This is a genomic window from Gilliamella sp. App4-10, from assembly GCF_001690495.1.
Taxonomy (GTDB): Bacteria; Pseudomonadota; Gammaproteobacteria; order Enterobacterales; family Orbaceae; genus Gilliamella; species Gilliamella apicola_G.
Genome location: NZ_LZGS01000038.1, coordinates 15,522 through 39,852, shown reverse-complemented (window position 1 = coordinate 39,852; position 24,331 = coordinate 15,522). Strand labels below are relative to the sequence as shown.

Below are 24,331 nucleotides of genomic sequence, written 5' to 3'. Positions count from 1 at the left end.
TTCTAAACTAATTATTTTGGAAAAATATGAGTAATTTCACAATTTTATTAAATAGCACTGATTATGTAATAATTTATATTAAAAACTAGTATTTTCTGAAATTTTTCGACAACATAAATTCGAATAACCGTTATAAACGAATGAAGTATACCGGTCAGAATTTATGATAAGTCAAGATAATAATAAATTTTCCACCTTCCAATTTCAATATACTATATTCTAACTAATAATGAAAATTCTATGGTTAAACTTCATTCTGTAATATATTTTTGGCTGTTATCATTAATTAATAAAAATAACTCAACTAATGCACTGATTCCAAACAATCCAACCAAATAAACATAAAACTAAATAAGTAAAAGCGTTGATCTGCTCGCAATAGCGTAGACTATATTGAACAAGAAGGCGCGCCACTATAACAGATTTGAGTCAAAAAATACTTTCACCATAAAATAAGCAAATAACTCAACATCAAAACCAGCTAACGAAGAAGCAATAATGATACGGTACGGATCGCTCACGAGCACTTAACTTAAATTATCATGGCATTACACAACAATTAAATTCGCTTAATTTGAGTATATCGTTAAAACCAGCACAAATGATGAATAAATAGCCAAACAAAAAAACTACAATGAAATATCTTATTAAATGGAGAGCTATAAAATGGCTAGAAAATGTATATCTCGCGGTAAATTCACACGTATGCAGCAATTATCAAACCAAGATGGCGTTATCGCTGCATTAGCAATCGATCAACGAGGTTCAATGGTGAAGATGATGGAATCTGCGGTTGGCAAAGATCGTTATAATATTGATATGGTGTATGAATTTAAGGAACTTGTCTCTCAAGAATTGACAAAATATGTCAGTGCAATTTTGTTAGATGAAGAATATGGCTTTAAAGGCATGGCTGCCAAAAATAGCAATGCTGGATTAATCATGTCATACGAAAAGACGGGCTATGACGCCAATACGCCAGGACGATTGCCCGATATTTTGCCAGAAGATTCATTACAACGTTTAATAAAAAAAGGCGCGGATGCCGCAAAAGTATTGGTTTATTATAATCCTGATGATCCTCAAGATATTTTAGATAAAAAACACGCTTTTTTAGAGCGTTTAGGCAATGAAGCTAGAGCCGCAGATATTCCAGTTTTTGTTGAGCCTATTGTATATGATAATGTAATAATTGACGATAAAAGCCCTGAATTTGCAAAAATAAAACCCCAAAAAGTCATTAATACCATTAAAGAGTTTACTAAAGAACAGTATTACATTGATATATTAAAAGTCGAAGTTCCGGTGTTATTTAAACATGTAGAAGGCTTTAACGATAACAACATAGTTGTTTACACGCAAAAACAAGCAGCTGAATACTTTAAACAAGCAAGTGATACGGCAACACGTCCTTTCATTTATTTAAGTGCGGGCGTACCAACAAAAACCTTCCACCAAGAACTCATTTTTGCTGGTGAGAATGGCGCAAAATATAGTGGTATTCTTGGTGGACGAGCAACATGGTTTGAAGGTGTTGCAAGCTATGCAAATGGAGGCAAAGAAGGTTTAAAACGTTGGTTAGATCAAACTGGTCGTGAAAATGTTGAACAGCTTAACAAGATATTAAAGCAATATGCGAAGCCTTGGTATGATATCTATGGTGGTAAAGATAATATTGAAGTGATTGATCTTAAATTAGGTAATTAATTAGCATAACTATCTAAAATAATTAATAACAAAAAGAACAGGGGTTTTATTCCTATTTTCCCTGTTCTCTCTTGTAATAATGTACAGTTTTATTTTCGACTTCTTAAGCATTCAATCATCCAATATAAAAAGGCTAATAGAAAAAACAACAAAAAAACCTGACTCACACCTAACAGTGCTTGAGGATATCCTATTTGCACAACGTTAATAAATCGATAAGGATATTGATTGGTATAATGACCTCGAATAAAAATATAAATGCCATATCCAATCATCGACAATAACGACCCCATAAAGACTTTTAAATCAATTCTTCGAAATGGTCCCCAAATAAACCAACTTAATAAACCCAAAGCGGGAATGACAACATGTAAACTCTCATTAGCAATTTTCAGTAACATATTAGGTGGTACATGAATATCTCTTGCCGCTAAGTTATATACAACAGCAGTTATAGTAACGCCAATCAAACTATTCAAACGAAGTACTTTAAAACTATATTGATTGCAATTAGGATTGATAGCTAAACAAAAACAACTCAATGCCAGCATTAAATTTGATAAAACTGTAAAGAAACTATAATAATAAATTAATCGTTGTATTGAAGAATCTGGGTGCCAAAGATGAAACTTAGTGTGCCAATAAATACAAGTTTCCATGGCAATAATAGAGATAGCAAACAGAGCAATAAAAAGATTAACAATTCGCTTTAACATAATTCTCTTCAACCATAAATAGTGAAAATTGTAAAAAATAACCAAAAAAGTGCAGTATATAGTAATTATTTAATAAATAAAATAAAAATTTACAATAATGCATTAAATTAATCTATCTAATAATGATTGTCGAAAAATTTCAAAAATATGGCGTTTCCGTATAAAATACTACTTTTTAATAAAGATTTATATGAATATAAGGACTATACATAAAGTACTACAGCTGTTATAAAAAATAACTTATTGCCCAAAACTGCAACTTATTGACAGTTAGTATATAATGTTAGAAATAAATAGAATGTAGAGATGATTTTAATGTCTAACCAAGACACACTAGAACAAAATAAAATGCTAATAGAAAGGTTTTTAGATTCATTATGGTTAGAAAGAAACTTAGCTGAAAATACGATTGAATCTTATAGACTTGATTTGTTGGTATTAAGTCAATCTTTGCAACAGCAAAATGCCACACTTTTGAATGCCCAAACGTTTAATTTACAACACTTTTTAATGCAGCGAGTAAAAGATGGGTATAAAGCAAGTAGTTCAGCACGTTTACTTAGCGCAACTAAACGTTTTTTCCAATATTTATATCAAGAAAATTATCGAACAGATAATCCCTCTGCGATGTTGTCATCCCCCAAGCTTCCAAAAAAATTACCTAAAGATTTAACTGAATCACAGGTTGATGCACTACTTGAAGCACCAAGTATAGAAGATCCCATTGAACTTCGAGATAAAGCAATGTTAGAAGTGCTTTATGCCACAGGTTTACGTGTCTCTGAGTTAGTGAATTTAGAACTTAGTGATGTTAGTATACGCCAAGGGGTTGTAAGAGTGATAGGTAAAGGTAATAAAGAACGTTTAGTACCACTTGGTGAAGAAGCAGTTTACTGGCTTGAATATTATTTTAAATATGCTAGAAACAATCTTCTAAAAACAGGCCCTATAGATGTAATTTTCCCAAGCCGATTAGGCAAAAAAATGACACGACAGACATTCTGGCATAGAATTAAATATTATGCCATACTAACCGGTATCAATATTGAAGCGCTTTCACCTCATGTGCTTCGACATGCTTTCGCAACGCATCTACTTAATCACGGCGCAGATTTGCGTGTTGTACAAATGTTGCTTGGGCACAGTAGTTTATCAACTACACAAATTTATACACATGTGGCGACAGAACGATTAAAACAGTTACACAGTAAACATCATCCACGAGCATAATGCTCGAAAAAATAAGGATAATTGAATGAAAAGATTAGTTTTATGTTTAGGGTTAGCTTTAATTTCAACTTCAGTATTAGCAAATAATACTGATATTATAAATTCTTTAAATAAACTGGGTTACGATAGCAAAGAATTAAAAATTAATGATAGTCCAATTCAAGGATTTAAAAGTGTTATTACGCCTGAAGGTATTTTATATGTTACAGAAAATGGTAAATATTTAATTCAAGGCTCTATTTATGACGTACAAGGTGATGAACCTGAAAACATTGCCAATAGTATCAATCTTAATCTAATGAAATCAATTGAAAAAGATGCTATTGTTTATAAAGCTAATAATGAAAAATATATCATTTCTGTCTTTACTGATTACACTTGCCATTACTGTAAACTACTACACGAGAATATCGATAAATATTTAGAAGCGGGTATTTCAGTACACTATTTCGCATTTCCTCGAGCCGGAGCCGATAGTGAAGTTGGTAAAAATATGCAATCTATTTGGAGCATGGCTAACCGCAAAGCAGCATTTGAAAATGCATATAAAGGTAATACAATTTCACCAGCAAGTAGCATGATACCTTATGTAACACAACAATTTAATGTTGGTAAGAAACTTGGAATTAGTGGAACACCAGCAATTGTTTTACCTAATGGACAGCTTGTTTCAGGTTATGTGCCAGCAGATAAATTAATTAAAGTTTTAGATAAAAAACCAAATAATAATTAGACTTTTATCGCTATTGAAATTTAAATATAAGGTAAAAATACATGTTAGTACAAATGCACTAACATATAAAATATGAAAAGAAATAGAATAATTCGTCGCAAATTAGATGAAGTATATCCAGAATTTCCTGAAGATATTCCGTTATTATTACAGCGGATCTATGCTTTGCGTGGGGTTACTAGCATGCAAGAACTGGACTATACCACACGCAATCTGTGCCATTACGATAAATTAGAAGGTATTGAAAAAGCCGTTGAAATTCTTTATTTAGCAATGAAGAATAATGAACAGATTATGATTGTTGGCGATTTTGATACTGATGGTGCCACAAGCACCGCATTAACTGTCAAAGCACTTAAAAATATGGGTTGCCGATTTGTTGATTATATCATTCCAGATCGCTTTGACGATGGATATGGGTTAAGTGTTTCAGTTGTTAAAAAAGCTATTTCACAAAAAGCCAGGCTTATTATTACTGTTGACAACGGAATTTCCGCTGTTGACGCTGTTGAATTTGCGAAGCAATCAAACTTGTCGGTCATTATTACTGATCACCATTTATGCCCAGAACGGTTACCTAATGCTGATGCCATAATAAATCCTAATTTACCTAATTGTGTTTTTCCATCTAAGCATTTAGCTGGAGTTGGTGTGGCTTTTTACTTTATAATGGCTTTACGCGCAAAATTACGACAAGAGAATTGGTTCGTTGATAATAATTTGATCGAATATAATCTGGCAAATTTATTAGATTTAGTTGCGTTAGGTACTATTGCTGACGTAGTTAAACTTGATCATAATAATCGTATTTTAGTTCATCAGGGTGTAAATAGAATCCGAGCTGGTTATAGTTGTGAAGGAATCAAAGCCTTATTGCATATAGCTAAAAAGGATCCAACTTCTTTTACTTCAACCGATTTAGCTTTTTATATCGCCCCGCGATTAAACGCAGCGGGCAGAATGGATAATATGGCATTAGGTGTTCAATTATTACTTTGTGATAATTATGATTCAGCAATCAGCAAAGCTACTGATCTTGATAATCTCAATAACGATCGAAAGATAATTGAACAAACAATGCATAAAGAGGCTTTATCGTTTATTCAAAAAATTGAAAAACAAAACACATCAATTCCTAACTCGCTCGTGTTTTATCATCCTGAGTGGCATCAAGGCATTATTGGAATACTATCTACTCGTTTAAAAGATAAATATTATCGACCAGTTATATCATTTGCCTCAACACAAGATGGTTTTTTAAAAGGTTCTGGGCGCTCAATTCAGGGCGTTCATCTGCGTGATCTTATTGATGAATTAAGTCAGCAACAACCTAATTTAATTGTCAGTTTTGGTGGACACGCAATGGCTGTTGGATTAACCATACGCGAAGAAGATTTAGAACGTTTTAAAAGTAGCTTTATAACACTTTTAGATATGCGATTAAAACCGGAGCTACTAGAACCTATCATTGAAACCGATGGTGAAATAGATAGTCAATATTTTACTTACGAAATCGCTAAACAGTTAAAAGAATCAGGTCCATGGGGAGAAGGGTTTTGTACACCAACTTTTGATGGTGAATTTATTATTCATCAACAACGATTATTGGCAGAAAAACACCTTAAATTAGTATTAGAACCTCAAAATGGCGGTCCACTTATTGAAGGGGTATTTTTTAATGTCAATAGACAAGAATGGCCTGATAAAACGATAAAAAAAGTAAAAATCGTTTATCATTTAGATGTAGATGAATTTCGCGGCAACCAAGCACCACAATTACTGATTAGACATCTATGGCCTATCGCATAAGCAACTAGAATCGATTATAATTGCAAAATCACGCTGAATTTACATCTGATTGCCGGTCAAATCAACAATGATTACCCTACATCATCGATATAGAATTTATACAACGTTGAGGATTCAAAATGAATATTCATATTCTTGGAATTTGTGGCACATTTATGGCTGGAATTGCATTAATAGCCCGTTCTCTAGGACATAAAGTAACAGGTTCAGATAAAAACATTTATCCACCAATGAGTACACTTTTACAAAAAGAACATATTGATATCATTGAAGGATATGATCCATCACAATTATCATCTTCACCTGATTTAGTCATCATAGGCAATGCTCTATCAAGAGGTAACCCTTGCGTTGAATATATATTAGACAATGACATTCCTTATATTTCAGCCCCTCAATGGTTACATGATAATGTATTATGCGATCGTTGGGTCATTGCTGTTGCAGGAACTCATGGTAAAACAACAACCGCAGGTATGGTCAATTGGATTTTAGAAAAACAAGATTATAAACAAGGTTTTGTTATTGGTGGCGTACCAGGTAATTTTGATGTATCAGCAAGATTAGGGGAAGGTCACTATTTTGTTATTGAAGCGGATGAATATGATTGCTCGTTCTTTGATAAACGTTCAAAATTCATGCACTACTGCCCTAAAACACTTATCATGAACAATTTAGAATTTGACCATGCAGATATTTTTGATGATCTTAATTCAATTCAAAAACAGTTCCACCATCTAGTTCGTTTAGTGCCCGGCAAAGGGCTGATTATTGCACCACAAGAAGATGTAAATTTAAAACAAGTATTAGCTAAAGGCTGCTGGAGCAAACAAACATTTACTGAATCAAAAGTTGGTTGGTTAGCACAACGTATAAATAACGATGCAAGCCATTTTGCTGTGTACTATAACAATAAAAAAATAGGCGAAGTAAAATATTCATTAGTGGGAGAACATAATATGCATAATGCATTAATGGCAATCGCAGCAGCCCACAATGTGGGGATTGATCCTGTGGATGCTTGTTTAGCATTAGGTTCGTTTGTTAATGCCAAAAGACGGTTAGAACTTTACGGTGAAATTAATAATATCGAAATCTATGACGACTTTGCCCATCACCCAACTGCAATTTTAGCAACATTAGAAGCATTACGTAGTAAAATCGGAGCTAATCGTCGCATTTTGGCGGTACTTGAACCCCGCTCAAACACGATGAAATTAGGGATTTCTAAAGATGAGCTAGCACCAGTACTTGGGCGTGCTGACGAGATCTTCATCTTCCAACCTGAACATCTGTCTTGGTTAGTAGCCGATGTGGTTGAAGCTTGTATTCAGCCAGCTTACTGGACCGGCGATATTGATTTACTTGTTGAAATGATCACAAAATCAACTCGACCAACAGATGCAATTTTAATTATGAGTAATGGTGATTTTAATGGAATCCATAAAAAGATTTTAGAAAGCTTAAAAAAACAACAAATCAAAAATCAAGAAAATAACCACTAATCTAATAACAGCTTAATAGCAATATGCAACATGCCACATCGTGTGGTGTGGCATATCATACAAGAAGGATATTTCATGAATGAATCTACCGAAATGATTGCTATGTTATGCCGTAGAATAAAAATAGCAAGAATTGCGAAAAACTTATCTCAGCAAGAGCTTGCTAAAAAATCCAAAATTGGTATTGCAACAATAAAACGTATTGAGCACGGCGAATCTATTACATTACAAACATTAATTTCTGTTCTTCGTGGACTAGGTGAACTTGATCAGCTTAATAATTTACTTGCCTATAATGAAGTTATCCATATTACCTCAGCAGAACAGCCCAAACGAAAAAGAAAACAACGGGCTGCAAAAAATGAACAAATAAATGTGCTAACAGAGAATGATTTCTTGCGTTCTAAAGTTAACACCATGTGCTGGAAACATTAAATTGTATTTAATGTTTCGCCGTTTTTTCAATCGGCAAATTTGTTACTGCAATTAATGCCAACTTAATTACAATGAACCGTAATTGCCAGCCCACCACGTGATGTTTCTCGATATTTTGCATTCATATCTTTTCCCGTTTCATACATAGTTTTAATAACTTTATCTAAAGATACTTTTGCCGCAGTAATTCGTCTTAAAGCCATTCTCGTCGCATTTATCGATTTTACTGCAGCAATGGCATTGCGCTCAATACAAGGTACTTGCACTTGACCTGCAACCGGATCGCAAGTCAATCCTAAATTATGCTCCATTGCTATTTCTGCTGCCATACAAACTTGCTCAGGATTACCACCTAAAAGTTCAGTAAGTCCTGCAGCTGCCATAGAACAAGCAACACCAACTTCCCCTTGACATCCGACCTCGGCACCAGAAATAGAAGCATTTATTTGATAAAGTTGCCCTATTGCGCCACAAGTTAGGAAAAATCGGATATAAATATCAGGCGTAACCGGATTAATAAATTTATCATAATAAGCCAGCACCGCAGGTATAATTCCACATGCACCATTTGTTGGCGCAGTAACCACTCTTCCACCTGCTGCATTTTCTTCACTAACTGCAAGCGCAAACATATTTACCCAATCAATAATTACCATTGGATCACTAATAATCTTATCTTTGGCGTTAGATAATTGACGATATAATGAAAATGCACGACGAGGAACTTTAAGTGGCCCCGGTAATAATCCTTCAGTATTCATTCCACGTTTGATACATTCCAAAACAATCTGTCCAACGCGAGAAAAATACTCTTCAATTTCTTCATAAGAGTGTAATTGCAACTCGTTTTTCATCATAATACTAGAAATAGACAATGAATTATCTTCACAATGTTTTAATAGTTGTGCAGCAGAAGAAAATGGATAAGGAAGTGTTATAGTATCTTGTTTTTGCAGACCAAATTGCTCCTCTTCAACAATCTGACCACCTCCAACGGAATAATAAGTTTTTTGAAAGTGTAATGTATCACCTTTATAGGCACTCAACGTCATGCCGTTTTCATGTAATGGCAAAAATTTAGAATGAAACACCATACAACTATCCATAGGAAAGTCGATTTCATAACGTTTATTATAAATAGGTAAACGTTGAGTTTGGCTTAATTTTTCGATAAAAATAGGAATATTATCAATATTAACAGTATCAGGTTTTTCACCCGCTAAGCCCATGATAATAGCAATATCTGTTTGATGACCTTTACCTGTTAATGACAAAGAACCATAAACATCAGCTACAATTTTTGTTACTGATGACATCATATCATTATTAATTAGTTGATCTATGAATGCCTTCCCTGCTCTCATTGGCCCTACTGTATGTGAACTTGAAGGGCCAATACCGATTTTAAATATTTCAAATACCGAACTCATATTTTTTCCTTGTTGATGCCAAACATAAATTAATCGTGCTGGCCTAGTTATATCTTTTTAAACTTAATTGTGCTAGTTAATTGGCAAACAGCGTAACAATACAACTCATCACTTATCATAGTGATATTTAAACTTCACTTTTTAGATTATAAAATTAAGTTATTAATACCCATTAATTGTTAGCACTTGCTTTATTTATAGTTTATTTTACAGGTAAGTTATCTTATCCGATAGACTATTTTATCCCTCAACAGATTTCGACGGATTGTATCTATAAAATAAACAATACAGTAATTATCAATTAGCTAAAGTTTATAATAAATTATAGATAGCAGCTGAAATTGCAACAAATCCCATAATAACAATAAACACATTACTTGGTTTTCCTCGATATTTTGCCAATACTGGTAACTTATGAATTGCATAAATTGGCATCAAGAACAACAGTATAGCTAAAATTGGACCACCAAGTGATTCAATCAGCCCTAAAATACTTGGGTTCAGAGTTGCAACTCCCCATGCCGTTACAAACATAAATACAATAGCAAGTTTATCAAGCTTCTTTTCTGAAATGGTTCTATTACGACTGCGTAATACTTTACTAACGATACCATTAAAACCTTCTTTACCGCCTAGATAGTGCCCTAAAAACGATTTAGCCATTGCAATAAAAGCAATTGGCGGACCAATGTACTCAATGACGGGTGAATTAAATCGATTAGCCAAATATGATAACGTCGAAATATTTTGAGCTTTTGCTTCTAAAAGTTCTGCTGGCGATAAACAAAGAGCACAACTAAAAACAAAAAACATGACAGTCACAACCATCATTATATTACTTGCAGCAATAATTTTAGTACACTTTGGTTCTACATAAACTTCACTATATTCTTTACGTTTAGCTACCGCTAAAGATGAAATAATTGGTGAATGGTTAAAGGCAAACACCATAACAGGAATAACTAACCAAAGAGTCATTAAAATACTTTGTCCACCCTCGCTACCACTACTGTTAAAAGATAAATTAGCAAAAATTTCTCCATTCCATTCAGGTATTAAAAATAAAGCTAAAATCATTAAGATGACGATGAATGGGAAGACCAATATTGACATGACTTTAACAATAAGTTCCTCTCCAAAGTGAACAATTAACATTAAAAATGCAACTAAAAAAAATGAAAGTAAAGCTCGTGGTAGTGATTCCATTCCCAGTTGATGAACCATAAAGCTATCTACCGTGTTGGTAATGCCAACACTATAGACTAATAATATTGGGTAAATTGCAAAAAAATAAAGTCCCGTTATCCAGTTTCCTGCAGTGCGTCCAAAAGCTTCTTCAACCACAACGGTAATATCTCCTTCACGACTTTTGCCTGATAATACAAAACGGCACAAAGCTTGGTGGGCAAAAAATGTCATTGGAAAAGCAAGAACCAACATTACCAATAATGGAATTAATCCACCAATGCCCGCATTAATCGGTAGAAAAAGCACTCCAGCGCCAATCGCAGTACCATAAAGGCTAAGCATCCATAATGTATCACTTTTACACCATTTAGGTAATTTTGATTCACTCATTGAATTCGTTACATTTTCGTTAGTCATTAACTTATTCATCTTGTACTACTCCTTAATCTAAAATACTGTATCTATAATATCAATTTAACGACTATTACAAAGTGATCCTTATCACACAAACAACAAACAAAATAAATATAATCAACATGATAAAAAATATCCACTTTGATACTTAACGAATTCAAAATAACTAAAGTATCAATTTTGATTCAAAAATAGATAAAATAAGTTACCGTTCTAACGCCAATTAACTTAGGGTTAAATAAAAGTAATTAGGGATTAATACAAAAAAATCGACATTTATATTCCAAAAATGATTTACGGTTGCCCCATAACCTAAAAAACTTTTTCTTAATGTTGCCTTAGTGTTTTAACTTTAATTTTATATTTAAAATAGCGATAAAATTACTTTAGTGTTGTGCTTGGTACTGCTAAACTAGCTCACATTTTTATTATATTTATAAATAAATTATTTTCGGGATAAATTTATGCGAACCAGTAAATATCTTCTTTCAACGTTAAAAGAAACCCCCGCTGATGCAGAAGTCATTAGCCATCAATTAATGTTACGTGCCGGCATGATCCGTAAAGTGGCTGCGGGTTTATATACTTGGCTTCCCACTGGTTACCGAGTCCTTAAAAAAGTAGAAAATATTGTTCGTGAAGAGATGAACAAAGCAGGAGCAATAGAAGTATTAATGCCGGTCGTACAACCTGCTGATATTTGGCAAGAAAGTGGGCGTTGGGAACAATATGGTCCAGAACTATTACGGATTAAAGACCGTGGTGATCGTGATTTTGTGTTGGGCCCAACCCATGAAGAAGTGATTACTGACTTACTCCGTAATGAAGTAAGTTCGTACAAACAATTACCACTTAATGTTTATCAAATTCAAACTAAATTTCGTGATGAAGTGCGCCCTCGCTTTGGTGTGATGCGTTCGCGTGAATTTATAATGAAAGATGCCTATTCTTTCCATACCACACAAGAATCATTGCAAGAAACTTATGATGATATGTATAAAGCCTATAGCGCTGTGTTTACACGCGCAGGTTTAAACTTTAGAGCAGTGCGCGCTGACACAGGATCGATTGGTGGTAACTGGTCACATGAGTTCCAAGTATTAGCTGACAGTGGTGAAGACGACATTGTCTTTTCAACAGAATCGGACTATGCGGCTAATATCGAAATGGCACAAGCACAAGCACCAATGCAAAAACGAGCAGAGCCAACTAAAGCCATGGAACTGGTCGATACCCCAAATGCCAAAACCATTGACGAATTAGTCGAACAGTTCAATTTGCCGATCGAAAAAACTGTAAAAACTTTAATGGTTAAAGCCACCAAAGAAAGCGGTCACCAATTAGTCGCTTTATTAGTTCGAGGCGATCATACTTTAAATGAGATAAAAGCTGAAAAAATTGATATTGTTGCCTCGCCACTGGAGTTTGCAACTGAAGAAGAAATTCGCGCGTTAGTTGAGGCAGGACCGGGATCATTAGGTCCAATTAACTTAAATATGCCAATTATTATTGACCGTGACGTGGCTGTGATGAGCGATTTTAGTGCTGGTGCCAATATCGATCATAAACACTATTTTAATATCAATTGGGAACGTGACACTGCTTTACCTCGCATTGAAGATATTCGCAATGTGGTTGAGGGTGATATTAGCCCTGATGGCAAAGGGACATTACAAATCAAACGAGGGATTGAAGTTGGGCATATCTTCCAACTTGGTACAAAATATTCACAAGCAATGAAAGCCACAGTGCAAGGTGAAGATGGGCAAAATCATGTCATGATCATGGGGTGTTATGGGATTGGTGTTAGTCGAATTGTAGCAGCGGCTATTGAACAATGCCATGATGAACGTGGTATTGTTTGGCCAGAAGCCATTGCGCCGTTTAGTGTCGTGATTATTCCAATGAATATGCACAAATCAGAAAAAGTCCAAGAAACAGCTGAAAAACTTTACGCTGATCTACAAGCTGCTGGCATTGAGGTACTCTTTGACGACCGTAAAGAGCGACCGGGTGTGATGTTTGCTGATGCTGAACTTATTGGTATTCCTCATACGATTGTCATTGGTGAGCGCAATCTTGAAAATGGCGAAGTTGAATATAAATCCCGTGCTGGCGGTGACAAAGAAATGGTAAAAACAGATAATATTATTGAATTTATCAAAAATTGTTGTCATAAGGCATAATAAACTCGATTATTAAAATCGAAATAACAACAACCGTATTAATACGGTTGTTGTTATTTGCAAAGATAATGTTTTTAAAGATAAGTCGAAATTAAACTATAAATGTGTTGATCGTAAAAAGTATCATTTAAATACTCAGCTTGCTTAAGTGTACCTTCATAGCTAAAACCACATCGCTTGGCCACTTCATTGCTTTGCCTATTTTCAACAGAGCATTTAATAACGAAGCGTTTAATGATTCGCTTTGTCGCATAATATTTTGTTAGAGCATTAATGGCTTGTGACATGACCCCTTGTCCTTGAACTCGGCTATCTAACCAATAACCAAGGTAGGCTGTTTTATTATTTTGATCGATTTGATTAAAAGAAAGCATCCCTACAGCATGATTATTCAACATAATGACATAATTTTTTGACTGATTATTCTGATGTTTTGCTAAACAAGAATCTAAGAAATCAGCGGTATCTTTTGGGTGAATCACAAACTTAGGCCATGCCATAAATTGGCTAAAATAATCTCGGTTAAAATCTATAACACGATACAACTCAGCAGCGAGCTCTTTTGCTGGTGGTTGTAGAGAAATATGTTTATTAACATAAATACTCGCTTGTTTGGTATTGTTCATGTTTATTTCTTTCTTTTTTATGCCTAAATGTTTAATCTTATGGTTGGATATAGTGGTTGTAAATGTAAAATTTTTGTTGGTAAATATAAAACAAGAATGGCATTTTGCTTATGATCGGGTTATTTTCGTTGCCACAATTTTTAATTTTTCGATATTAATCGCTTGGATAAAGCCCCTAATATGATTAGAGGCTATAGTAAGTATGCTTAATTTTTTGCATCCACTTTAGGTTTAGCTACATAATTATAAATAACTAATATGGCAAAAATAGCCATAAAAATACCCATTATCATATCTTTGTTAAACCATTTAGCCATATTACCAAGAATAATTCCAATACCACAAAAATCGACATCCGAGAAAGTCGTATTAGCAAAACCTAGTGATCCTAATACTGGTAATAGCATAACAGGCAAAAATGTGACTAATAAACCATTCGCAAACGCCCCTAGCATTGCCCCACAACGTCCTCCCGTTGCATTGCCAAATACACCAGCAGTAGCGCCACAAAAGAAATGGGGAACAACACCCGGCAATATGAGGACTAAGTCTAATTGCCCTAGAACAAATAATCCGACTAAACCACCAAGGAAGCTAAATAAAAAACCAATGAGTACTGCATTAGGTGCATATGGGAATACTACAGGGCAATCAAGAGCCGGTTTGGCATTAGGGACTAATTTTTCCGAAAAACCTGTAAAGGCAGGTACAATTTCAGCTAGAATTAATCGTACACCTTGAAGAATAATAAATACCCCAGCAGCAAAAGTTATTGCTTCTATAATTGCATAAACTAAATAATTATCACCTTTACTGAGATTGGTTTCGACATAGCTTGCACCAGCAGATATTGCTAAAATGAGATAGATAATCATCATTGTTAATGAGATTGAAATTGAGCTATCTCGCAAAAAGCTTAAGTTTTTAGGTAAATTCATCTCTTCGGTTGAACGAGAGTTTTTACCCACAGCTTGTCCAAGCCACCCTGCTAACACATAACCTAAAGTACCAAAATGTCCAAATGCAACATCATCATTACCGGTAATCTTACGCATATGTGGTTGTGCTAACGCAGGGAAAAATGCCATAATTAATCCCAGAACTAATGAACCTGTGAACACGAGTTGCCAGCCTTGAAAACCTGCTACGGTTAAAATAATACTAATCATACAAGCCATATAAAACGTATGATGCCCTGTCAAAAAAATAAATTTTAAGCGTGTAAACCGTGCGACCACAATATTGGCGATCATACCCAATGCCATAATTAATGCTGTTGCTGCACCGAATTCATTTAATGCCATAGAAACAATGGCTTCATTATTAGGAATGATACCTTGTAATTTAAAAGCTTGTTCAAACATTATGCCGAGTGGGGTAATTGCACTAATCAGTACACTTGCACCACCACTTAATACCAAAAAACCTAAAATTGTTTTAACTGTGCCTTTTACGGTATCAGCAAATGATTTATGTTGGGCAATGAGTCCAACCAACGCAATTAAACCGACTAATATCGCAGGTACTTTTAAAATATCTACAATAAATTTTACGATTTCTTGAATCATGGCAACACCTCATAGGTTGATTAGTACTTAGCAAAATGTTCAACAAGTTTTGATTCTAAATCATTGATATCAATAATATTGTTTAGTACAACTAATTTATTGTCAGGAATACCTGAACTGGCAGCTAAATCTTTTGTCATGACAAATACATCAGCTTGATCTGGTGTTGCTGAAGCAAGATCGGCATGTGTGACCTCTGCATCAATGTTTAATTTTTTAAGAACTTTTTTGATGTTCATTTCAACCATAAAGCTACTACCAAGACCCGAACCACAAACAGCCATAATTTTCATTTTGTTTATCCTTTTATTGAGTTTAATTAAATTTAATAATGGTTGATAACAGACAATATTTGAGCAGGGGTTTGCGCATTAAAAATTGTCTGGATATCATTTTGTGTACCAAATAGTGTTGCCAATTGAGTTAATATTTCAATATGGCTAGTACTATCACTTGCTGCTAATAAAGTAATTAAATAAACAGGATCATTTTCTTCTGAATTAAATTTGACGCCGTCTTTGACCAATAGCATTGATAGACCCAATTGGTTTACGCCCTGTTCTGGTCTTGCATGTGGCATCGCAATGCCAGGAGCCAAGACATAATAAGGGCCAATTGATTCATGTAATTTGAAAATGGCTTGAATATAATCGGGTGAAATAGCGTTATTTTGTAATAACGGTTTTGCACAAAGTTGTATCGCTGTTTGCCAATCCTCGATTGAATCAACAATATTGACCGTTTGGCTAGTTAACCATTTTGCTAACATTTTTCCTCCGCTAAATTTGATCTCATTGAGAGCTTATTAGGAAATTAACACACCGCGTAATAATAGAAATAAAAAAAAATAAGAAATGTGATAGCGCTATCAAAGTTGATGAAATTTTCAGCCATTATGTGATGTAGTTATCATTTTCAATAAATTAATCAGAAACGTCTACTTTTGCCGAATAATATGATTTAAAAGATTGTGATTTAAAAGACAGATCCATAACCTTTTATGAGGTTATGATACATCCACTGTTAATTGGCTATCATTGACATGCAATTGGAGTGAAAGATGCAGGATATAAAAAAACGCAGAAGTACAGGACAGGTTACTTTATTTGATGTGGCTAAATTTGCGGGTGTTGGCTCTATGACGGTATCTCGTGCTTTGCGTAGCCCAGAGCTTGTCTCTGATAAACTTCGTAAAAAGATTCAAATTGCCATTGATACGTTAGGCTATAAACCAAATGTTGCAGCTAGCTTATTAGCATCCGCATCGGCTAATCAGGTCATCGCAATTATAACGACAAAGATCTATGATCACGCCACTCAAATATTACTTAATGTGTTACAAGCAAGCTTGGCACAAGAAGGATATACCATATTAATCATTGAATCTTACCACTACCTTAAATGTGAATCACAATTATTAAATACACTATATAGCCATAATCTTGAAGCAATACTCCTTTTTTATGTTGAAAGTGATGATTTTATTCGACAAGTAGCTCGAAATAAAACCGTTCAAGTTATGAGTATTGGCAAGCAATATGATGAATTAACCAATCTGAATGTGGGATTGGATGATAGTTTAGCAATGTATATGTTGACTGAACATGTGATCAAAAAAGGTTATCGATCTATTGGTTTGCTTTGTGCTAACCAGCAATACTACCTTTTTCAACAACGGTTACATGGCTGGCATAAAGCAATGCTAAATCACCATTTATCTACGCATAGGATTATGCATGCTGCAAAGCCTGCTAATTTTAGCACAGGAAGTAAATTACTACCGGATGTACTTTTGAACTGGCCTGAGATCGATGCCTTAATTTGTACGACTGATGAATTAGCATGTGGTGTGCTTTATGAGTGTCAACGGCGGCATATTGGTGTTCCATATCAATTAGCGGTAAGTGGGTTTGGCGATAGCGAGTTTAGCAAAGTCAGTTTTCCACCATTAACAACCGTTGCGCAGCCGTCTAAGCAAATTGGCAAATATATAGCTAATTTATTGTTAAATCAGTTAAGAAATGAAACTAATTACCAATCAGACTTATCAGTATTAGTGCCAATGATTCAATCAAGAGCTAGTTTATAGTTTTTGTTAGTCTGAAATAATAAAATGAAGTGTGCTGACTTGATAAGTATCGCTGCTTTGATTGTATTGCAAAAACAGTATTAGCTAGCTTTGTACAAAGCATCATCCATTTAAATTCAGCCAAAACAGGGGTAAATAAAAAAGCCTACTCAAATGAGTAGGCTTTTTTATGAAATTGGTCGGCGAGAGAGGATTCGAACCTCCGACCCACTGGTCCCAAACCAGTTGCGCTACCAAGCTGCGCTACTCGCCGTTAGGAAGCGCATAATACTGCGCTAACTAAAAAGTGTCAATACTTACTACAAAAAATTATGCTTGTTATGTATTTATTTTGATAAAGGTGCAGGCGTTTTGCCAATGCGTTGATAAAATTCGACAACAAAATCTTCGTAACGTTTGTTGGCAACCGCTTCACGAATTTCTGCCATTAAGCGTTGATAATAACGTAAATTGTGGATGGTATTTAAACGTGCACCTAAAATCTCCCCACATTTATCTAAGTGATGAAGATAAGACTTTGTGTAATGTTTACAGGTATAACAATCACAATGCGGATCAAGCGGTGTGGTGTCGTCTTTATATTTCGCATTACGGATTTTAATCACCCCCTCTGTGACAAATAAGTGCCCATTACGCGCATTTCGCGTCGGCATCACACAATCAAACATATCAATCCCTCGGCGTACACCTTCAACTAAATCTTCAGGCTTACCCACTCCCATTAGGTAACGAGGCTTATCGGCAGGTAATTGTGGACAAGTACCTTCTAAAATTCGGTGCATATCTGCTTTAGGCTCGCCAACCGCTAATCCCCCAACAGCATAGCCATCAAAGCCAATTTCGGTTAACCCTTTAATCGAGATATCACGTAACTCCTGATGTATACCACCTTGCACAATACCAAATAGCGCATTTTTGTTGCCTAATTCATCAAATCGCTGGCGACTTCGTTTTGCCCAGCGCAATGACATCTCCATTGATTTTTTGACATAATCCCACTCAGCAGGAAAGGGCGCACATTCATCAAAAATCATGACAATATCTGAACCTAAGTCGTATTGAATTTCCATTGATATTTCAGGTGATAAGAAAATCGAATCGCCATTAATCGGATTACGAAAATAGACGCCTTCTTCTTTAATCTTACGAATATCTCCAAGGCTGAAAACTTGAAACCCACCCGAATCGGTTAGAATTGGGCCATGCCACTGCATGAAATCATGTAAATCACCATGTTTCCTCATAATTTCTTGGCCTGGTCTTAACCATAAATGGAATGTATTACCAAGTAAGATTTGAGCGCCGGTTGCGGCAACCTCCTCAGGTGTCATACCTTTTACAGTGCCATAAGTACCGACAGGCATAAATGCAGGTGTTTCAACAGTATATTCGACCCCGCGACGATCGAACTTCATACGTCCTCGACGAGCTAATCCGTCGGTATTATCTAATTCAAACTTCATTTCTTATTAACCTCTTGCGACCAAATAAACAGTTTGGAGCGAATTATTGTTATAATACGTAGCCGTATCATTAATTTGCAGGGCCTAGTTTATCGCGCCTGACTGGAATAAACAATATTTGAAGAGGCTTTGAATAGTTTGAAACGTATTATTTTATTCTTGTTGTGTTTGTTGATGTTTTTAATCACTGGCTGTCAGATCCAAGATAAGACTTATCCAAAAGTCATTACCTCCGAACGGCTTAAATCGCTATCTGAAAATGATATATTCGCCATTAGTGAACTTGCTTGCATTGAAATAGATAAGCGAGCAGTGATTCCTGCTGACGATCATGCATTAAACCAAAGGCTAAATAAAATTGCTAACACCTTACCCACAAAAGCGAATAATATTGAGATAAATTATAAAGTCTATATTAATACCGAGCCTAATGCATGGTCTACCGCTAATGGTTGCATACGTGTCAACAGTGGCTTAATAAAATTGTTAAATGATAATGAGTTACAAGCAGTGCTTGCTCACGAACAGGCGCATATAGCACTCAAACATGCAGTTAGTTTATTTCTACAAGCCCCTTATATTGAATTTACTGATAACATTGAAGAACTTGTTATTATTGCTAAAGAAGAAGTTGCTCAACAATATGAAATCGAAGCTGATAATTATGCATTTGATTTATTAGAGAGTAAAAATATTGATCCGATGAGTTTAGTTGAAATGCTAGTAAAAGTGCCTATTCATTCAACAAATAATCCAACATCTCACCCTTCAAGCAAAAAACGCATAACGAATATTATTAATAGGATAAACGGTAAATAAATATCTGGATAGTTAATTGAAAATAGCCAATCTGATTTGAGGTTAGTTCAAATCAGATTGGCTATCTATTTAATATTTTATTAAGATTGATTATTCAGATCAGTGATAAACATAGCATCACCGTAACTAAAAAATCGATAGTTTTCTTTAACTGCATGTTGATAAGCATTCATGGTATTTTCGTAACCAGCAAATGCAGAAACAAGCATAATCAACGTTGATTCAGGCAGATGAAAATTGGTGATGAGGGAGTCGATGACCTTAAACTGGTAGCCTGGATAAATAAAAATTTGGGTATCGGCAAAAAAAGGTGTGATTTTACCTGTTCTTTGTGCGGCGCTTTCTAAAGCACGAACAGATGTTGTCCCCACAGCGATAACTTTATTGTTTCTTGCTTTACATGCTAATATAGCATTCACAACGGACTCAGGTACTTCTGCATATTCTGAATGCATAATATGCGCTTGGATATTTTCGACTCTAACTGGCTGAAAAGTTCCTGCTCCAACGTGTAAAGTCACAAATGCCATTTCAACTCCTTTTTGTTTTAGTCTTTCTAATAAAGGTTTATCGAAATGAAGACCGGCAGTGGGGGCTGCGACTGCTCCGGGCACTTTACTATAGACAGTTTGATAAACTTCACGATCTTGTTCATCATCTGGACGATCGATATAAGGCGGTAATGGAATATGGCCAATTTTATTTAAAATGCTCAGTACATCATCGGGAAACTGCAATTCAAATAGAGTATCGTGGCGTGCTAGCATCGTAACATGAGTTGACGCATCTTCTCCTAATATCAGTTCAGCGCCTACTTTGGGTGATTTCGATGCCTTAATATGCGCAAGCGCTCGGTTACTATCTAATATCCTTTCAATTAATATTTCGATTTTTCCTCCTGAAGCTTTTTTTCCATACACGCGAGCAGGAATAACCTTTGTATTGTTAAAAATAAGTAAATCACCCGGATTTATTTTATCGATAATATCAGTAAATATATTATCTTCAACTTTACCTGTATGACTATCAAGTGATAAAAGTCGACATTCACTTCTGGTTTTTGAAGGATGTTTGGCAATCAGTTCTTTTGGAAGATAAAAATCAAAATCGGATAGTTGCATAATTAGGGTCCTCAAAAAATGAGGCATTAGTCTAAAGCCCCCATAATGCCTAATCAAGTAATTATTCATTGATTATTATTAAAGTTACGTTAAAATTCTTCGAACTAACGAAAGTGAGAAAAATGAATTATGTTAATATAAGGAAAAAAGTATGAAAACACATCAAAAAACATTGTTAGTTGCACTACCTTTAGTTGCTGCAATGTCACTAGTTGGTTGTAAAAATCTGAGTGTAGATGATCTAACTAGTCTTGGCATGAAAGGTTTGAAAGCTGCTACTCTCAGTGATAATGATGTAAAGGAAGTAGCTAAACAAGCTTGTGCGGAAATGGATGCTGAATCAAAAATAGCTTCAGAAAAAAGCCCTTATACTAAACGATTAAATAAAGTCGCTAAATCACTTGGTAACAATTTAAACGGTACGCCAATTAACTATAAAGTATACATTACAAAAGAAGTTAATGCTTGGGCTATGGCTAATGGTTGTGTTCGTGTTTATAGTGGTTTAATGGACATGATGACTGACAATGAAATTGCAGGTGTTTTAGGTCACGAATTAGGTCACGTTGCTTTAGGCCATAGTAAGAAAGCTATGCAAGTTGCTTATGCAACCGAAGTAGCACATGATACTGTTGCTATATCAGGTAATGCGGCTGTAGCTAAATTATCTAAATCTTCACTAGGCGCTTTAGCTACCTCGGTTATTAATGCTCAATTTTCCCAAAGTCAAGAAAAAGAAGCAGATAACTACTCTTTTGATTTTCTAGTAAAAAGAAATATCGATCCATCAGGTCTTGCTTCAGCGTTTGATAAATTAGGTGGTGGTGATGCTTCAATCTTAAGTAGCCATCCTTCCTCATCAGATCGTGCTGCTAATATTCGTAAAAAAATTGCAGAAATGAAAAAATAAATGCTGTAATTGTTATAAATTTGAAAGGCCATTAATGGCCCTTCAAATTATTGACAAAACTAGATATAATTCGAGTTTTATCTTTAGCAAAAGAATAAGTTTTTAATTTGGATGCCATAGAGCGTAACTAAGTAATAATCTAAAAAGGTAATAAAAATAACTTTATCGTTTCCTTTCTCTGGCATGACCTCTGTACTCCACCGCAAATATGCTTACTCAGCAAATATCCTCGCTCTTTTCTTTATCATCCATTCCCAAATATGACGATAGCTGTCCTCAAAGCCACTGGGCCGGTTACATTCACTTTGATGTTTTTATCTTTAACTTCCGTCCTTGGTATTAATGTTGCTTTTTCCTTCTGTCCAGTTTTTTGCCTTAATGGCTCTATTTAAGACTTTTATCTATTGATTGGGTTCAACAATACATTGCTCATTAAGGCTTTTCCCTTATTAGGGTTTACTTTGAAATGGATGCAGTCAGTACATAGTACTCAACCAATATCAGCTGTTAGGCAATCGATTGCTCTATAATATTAACATCAGTCTGTTCATAAATTTGGTTGTCATTAAACTAACGGCAGCGATTTTAACTTAACGTGGAGTCATCCATTACTTTTTGTTAATCCTATAACAAGAAACCAGCGTTCAACCGGATTAACCTGAATATTTTTATAACAGTTGTTATTCAAGTGAAAATACCAAAAAGATAACCTAACAACATAATTTTGGAGAGTCTTAAAGATTCTTCTGCTGAGTGACTATTATTTATAACAATAAAGTAGAGCCACTTGCTTGCAAATAAATTCAAAACCAATGAATTAGAAAAACGCGTGCTTCAAACGAAATTTTTTCTGTTTTTTATGGTATTCATGATGTGGGTTTTCTCAATATTAGTAAATATAACTGGTCAATAAATCATTTTATAAATTTATTTTAATGTTAAGTTTTTTTATATTTTTTATAAATTAAAATTTTTGATAGCACTTTAATGCACCTATAGCTAATATTACTTCCTATAATAAATCAAAACATCAACAATATAACCATATAGGTAAAATTATATTTTTGTTAAATCAATCACCTTTTTAAAACGATAAAAAACAATTGACCCAAATACCACACTTGAGACTGCAATAAAAAAGTCTATTAAAATAGCATAACTTACATTGAGAATTGCTAATTTTGGCACTATAAGCGGAATGACAACAAACGATAGTCCACTAAAAGTGTACATACAACCTACAGCAAGCCCTTTACGTGTTGGGAACAGTTGTTGCATCACAACCAAAGTTAATTGAAGTACGCCTCCTGCTGCAGTAAACCCCATTCCTATTGCAGCAATAACACACATTGCAGGTGAAATATTAAAATAAAAAACGATTAGTACCAACGCTGATAAGGTAGGCAAAATAATGATACAAAAGATAGGTTTTAATACATGTTTAACAACAAAGGCCGTAACAAATACAGAGATAATTGATGCAGTACTATAATAGCTAATCAGTTGTTTGCCATCAAGATCATTCATATTAACACCATTAATAGCAATAGTCGGTAACCATTGCAAAATAATGACGAATGTTGCTGTCGTTGTAAACCCCATAAGAATCAATAAAATGCCTTCAACTTCAAATTTAGGTTTTGCTTTAAAATAATTTTCTTCCCCTCGACATCCTTTTATTGCAGTATCTTTATGGGGGAATTGTTTAGTTAATAGCAATAAGCTATTAATCGCTAAGTAAGCGGTGAATCCGAGCAACGCCCAACCATACCATATTTGATTGGTGTCAAAGAAGGTAACAATAAATGGAAGAATGAGTGTTCCGATAGAAATGAATGCTTTAATAAGTACACTAGCAGATCCCGCTGAACGCGGAAAACATTCAGTTAATGCGGGCATTGAGCCTGTATCTAAAAAAGAGTTCCCAGCACCCACAGCAATCGCTAAACAAAAAGCCACGTGAATATTAGTACAAAAGGTCATTCCTACAAAAAAGATAGAGTAACAGATCATACCTAGATAAATAAATAACTTTCTACCAAATTTATCTGATAGCACCCCACCAACGAACATTAAAAATATTTTGCCAATTCCTATACCTGATGCAACATAACCAAGCCCAACTATATCAGTATTTAGTTGCTTTGAAAGCGCTTGAGAAAATTGCATAATCACAATTAGCGCAATACTTTGAATAATGTAGTTTGCATAAATAGATCCAACAATTCCATAAGAATTGACCTTTCGATTTTCCATTTGTCATACTCCATATGTAAAACATAAAACTTTAGCTCTATTCAATATATATGTATCAATATTAAGCGGAAAGAGTAAGTCTAGATTTGTTACTTGGCTTTTATCTTCTTTATTCCTAAAAAATAG

Annotated in this window: 20 protein-coding genes and 1 tRNA gene; 10 read left to right on the top strand and 11 right to left on the bottom strand. The window is 34.6% G+C overall.

Going from position 1 to position 24,331, the window contains the following annotated elements:
* Window positions 1–666: 666 nt before the first annotated feature.
* Window positions 667–1,707, top strand: a complete 1,041-nt coding sequence (locus A9G23_RS08230; protein ID WP_065587151.1) for a tagatose 1,6-diphosphate aldolase — start codon at window positions 667–669, stop codon at window positions 1,705–1,707.
* A gap of 89 nt (window positions 1,708–1,796) precedes the next feature.
* On the opposite strand, the gene A9G23_RS08225 is transcribed toward A9G23_RS08230, so the two are convergent.
* Complete coding sequence (locus A9G23_RS08225) at window positions 1,797–2,423, bottom strand: Pr6Pr family membrane protein (protein WP_065587150.1); 627 nt, start codon at window positions 2,421–2,423, stop codon at window positions 1,797–1,799.
* A gap of 315 nt (window positions 2,424–2,738) precedes the next feature.
* On the opposite strand from A9G23_RS08225, the gene xerD reads away from it, so the two are divergent.
* From xerD to A9G23_RS08200, 5 genes are all read left to right on the top strand, one after another.
* Entirely contained in the window at window positions 2,739–3,653 is a 915-nt protein-coding gene (xerD, locus tag A9G23_RS08220) for a site-specific tyrosine recombinase XerD (protein ID WP_065587204.1), read from the top strand.
* A gap of 25 nt (window positions 3,654–3,678) precedes the next feature.
* The gene (gene dsbC / locus A9G23_RS08215; protein WP_065587149.1) at window positions 3,679–4,386 is read left to right on the top strand and encodes a bifunctional protein-disulfide isomerase/oxidoreductase DsbC; all 708 of its coding nucleotides are present in this window, start codon (window positions 3,679–3,681) and stop codon (window positions 4,384–4,386) included.
* 72 nt (window positions 4,387–4,458) lie between these two features.
* On the top strand, window positions 4,459–6,195 hold the full coding sequence (gene recJ / locus A9G23_RS08210) for a single-stranded-DNA-specific exonuclease RecJ (RefSeq protein WP_065587148.1): 1,737 nt from the start codon (window positions 4,459–4,461) through the stop codon (window positions 6,193–6,195).
* Between the two features lie 119 nt (window positions 6,196–6,314).
* Window positions 6,315–7,700, top strand: coding sequence for a UDP-N-acetylmuramate:L-alanyl-gamma-D-glutamyl-meso-diaminopimelate ligase (gene mpl / locus A9G23_RS08205; protein ID WP_065587147.1), 1,386 nt, complete (start codon window positions 6,315–6,317; stop codon window positions 7,698–7,700).
* A 75-nt stretch (window positions 7,701–7,775) separates the two neighbouring features.
* Window positions 7,776–8,135, top strand: a complete 360-nt coding sequence (locus tag A9G23_RS08200; RefSeq protein ID WP_065587146.1) for a helix-turn-helix domain-containing protein — start codon at window positions 7,776–7,778, stop codon at window positions 8,133–8,135.
* A 62-nt stretch (window positions 8,136–8,197) separates the two neighbouring features.
* On the opposite strand, the gene A9G23_RS08195 is transcribed toward A9G23_RS08200, so the two are convergent.
* Both A9G23_RS08195 and A9G23_RS08190 read right to left on the bottom strand, forming a co-directional pair.
* Window positions 8,198–9,565, bottom strand: a complete 1,368-nt coding sequence (locus tag A9G23_RS08195) for an L-serine ammonia-lyase (RefSeq protein WP_065587145.1) — start codon at window positions 9,563–9,565, stop codon at window positions 8,198–8,200.
* Between the two features lie 312 nt (window positions 9,566–9,877).
* A complete protein-coding gene (locus tag A9G23_RS08190; protein ID WP_304363184.1) occupies window positions 9,878–11,182 on the bottom strand; it encodes an aromatic amino acid transport family protein in 1,305 nt (434 codons plus the stop codon).
* Between the two features lie 449 nt (window positions 11,183–11,631).
* Between A9G23_RS08190 and proS the strand changes: the two genes are divergently transcribed.
* Window positions 11,632–13,353, top strand: coding sequence for a proline--tRNA ligase (gene proS / locus A9G23_RS08185; RefSeq protein ID WP_065587144.1), 1,722 nt, complete (start codon window positions 11,632–11,634; stop codon window positions 13,351–13,353).
* Between the two features lie 74 nt (window positions 13,354–13,427).
* Here proS and rimL read toward each other — a convergent pair whose 3' ends face one another.
* The 4 genes from rimL to A9G23_RS08160 form a co-directional block, all read right to left on the bottom strand.
* Complete coding sequence (gene rimL, locus A9G23_RS08180) at window positions 13,428–13,979, bottom strand: 50S ribosomal protein L7/L12-serine acetyltransferase (protein ID WP_065587143.1); 552 nt, start codon at window positions 13,977–13,979, stop codon at window positions 13,428–13,430.
* A gap of 206 nt (window positions 13,980–14,185) precedes the next feature.
* Window positions 14,186–15,547, bottom strand: a complete 1,362-nt coding sequence (locus tag A9G23_RS08170) for a PTS ascorbate transporter subunit IIC (RefSeq protein ID WP_065587141.1) — start codon at window positions 15,545–15,547, stop codon at window positions 14,186–14,188.
* Window positions 15,548–15,567: 20 nt separating this feature from the next.
* Window positions 15,568–15,840 carry a PTS sugar transporter subunit IIB gene (locus A9G23_RS08165; RefSeq protein WP_065587140.1) on the bottom strand — a complete coding sequence of 91 codons (273 nt, stop codon included), beginning with the start codon at window positions 15,838–15,840 and terminating at the stop codon, window positions 15,568–15,570.
* Between the two features lie 32 nt (window positions 15,841–15,872).
* Window positions 15,873–16,316, bottom strand: coding sequence for a PTS sugar transporter subunit IIA (locus A9G23_RS08160; protein WP_065587139.1), 444 nt, complete (start codon window positions 16,314–16,316; stop codon window positions 15,873–15,875).
* 291 nt (window positions 16,317–16,607) lie between these two features.
* Here A9G23_RS08160 and A9G23_RS08155 point away from each other — a divergent pair, with 291 nt between their 5' ends.
* Window positions 16,608–17,636, top strand: coding sequence for a LacI family DNA-binding transcriptional regulator (locus tag A9G23_RS08155; protein ID WP_065587138.1), 1,029 nt, complete (start codon window positions 16,608–16,610; stop codon window positions 17,634–17,636).
* Between the two features lie 176 nt (window positions 17,637–17,812).
* Here A9G23_RS08155 and A9G23_RS08150 read toward each other — a convergent pair.
* Window positions 17,813–17,889 (bottom strand) — tRNA-Pro (locus A9G23_RS08150).
* A 73-nt stretch (window positions 17,890–17,962) separates the two neighbouring features.
* Window positions 17,963–19,099 carry a tRNA guanosine(34) transglycosylase Tgt gene (gene tgt / locus A9G23_RS08145; protein WP_065587137.1) on the bottom strand — a complete coding sequence of 379 codons (1,137 nt, stop codon included), beginning with the start codon at window positions 19,097–19,099 and terminating at the stop codon, window positions 17,963–17,965.
* Between the two features lie 174 nt (window positions 19,100–19,273).
* Here tgt and A9G23_RS08140 point away from each other — a divergent pair, with 174 nt between their 5' ends.
* Entirely contained in the window at window positions 19,274–19,918 is a 645-nt protein-coding gene (locus A9G23_RS08140) for a M48 family metalloprotease (RefSeq protein ID WP_065587136.1), read from the top strand.
* Window positions 19,919–19,998: 80 nt separating this feature from the next.
* Here A9G23_RS08140 and queA read toward each other — a convergent pair whose 3' ends face one another.
* Window positions 19,999–21,039 carry a tRNA preQ1(34) S-adenosylmethionine ribosyltransferase-isomerase QueA gene (gene queA, locus A9G23_RS08135; RefSeq protein WP_065587135.1) on the bottom strand — a complete coding sequence of 347 codons (1,041 nt, stop codon included), beginning with the start codon at window positions 21,037–21,039 and terminating at the stop codon, window positions 19,999–20,001.
* Between the two features lie 151 nt (window positions 21,040–21,190).
* Between queA and A9G23_RS08130 the strand changes: the two genes are divergently transcribed.
* The gene (locus A9G23_RS08130) at window positions 21,191–21,949 is read left to right on the top strand and encodes a M48 family metalloprotease (protein ID WP_065587134.1); all 759 of its coding nucleotides are present in this window, start codon (window positions 21,191–21,193) and stop codon (window positions 21,947–21,949) included.
* 1,056 nt (window positions 21,950–23,005) lie between these two features.
* Here A9G23_RS08130 and A9G23_RS08125 read toward each other — a convergent pair.
* On the bottom strand, window positions 23,006–24,205 hold the full coding sequence (locus tag A9G23_RS08125) for an MFS transporter (protein ID WP_065587133.1): 1,200 nt from the start codon (window positions 24,203–24,205) through the stop codon (window positions 23,006–23,008).
* Between the last annotated feature and the right edge of the window lie 126 nt (window positions 24,206–24,331).